The following is a 526-nucleotide window of genomic DNA, read 5'->3' as shown; positions in this document are numbered from 1 at the left end:
GATCACGACGCCGAGCTCGACCTCCCAGTCGGTCTTTTCCGAACCGCGCGGGATCATCACCGGATCGTTCGGTCCCTGCAGGCACGAGATCGCCTTGGTGAAGAAGACAGGCTCGGGCGGCTCGGGCAGGTTGGATTCGGCGGCATGCTCGGAGAAGTTCAGGCCGATCGCGATGAATTTGCGCGTTCCGGCGACGGGGGTGCCGTAGCGTGGTGATCCCTCGACCAGGGGTAGCGATGCCGGATCGATCGCCGCAAGCGTCGCCAGGCCCTCGGGCGAGAGCTCGGTGGCGGCGATGTCGGCGACATGACCGGAAAGGTCGCGGATATTCCCCTCGCCGTCGAGCAGGCCGGGCTTTTCCTGGCCGGCGGGGCCGTAACGCAGCAATTTCATCGAAGGCGTTTCCTTAGTGGGTATAAGGGCGGTGGAGCGGGATGTCGCGGTTGAGCTCGACGCCGAAACCGGGCTTGTCGAGCGCCGAGGCGCGGATCCGGCCCTTTTCGGGGATCGGCTCGCCGAGCAGCTG

General features: G+C 66.2%; 1 protein-coding gene. It reads right to left on the bottom strand.

Going from position 1 to position 526, the window contains the following annotated elements; all coding sequences use genetic code 11:
- Positions 1-393, bottom strand: a 393-nt coding sequence (locus RAD15_RS43485; RefSeq protein WP_458184809.1) for a fumarylacetoacetate hydrolase family protein, incomplete at its 3' end; no start/stop codon positions are given.
- Positions 394-526: the final 133 nt, after the last annotated feature.

The organism is Bradyrhizobium sp. 14AA (assembly GCF_054185205.1).
This window is presented reverse-complemented; position numbering and strand designations above follow the sequence as displayed.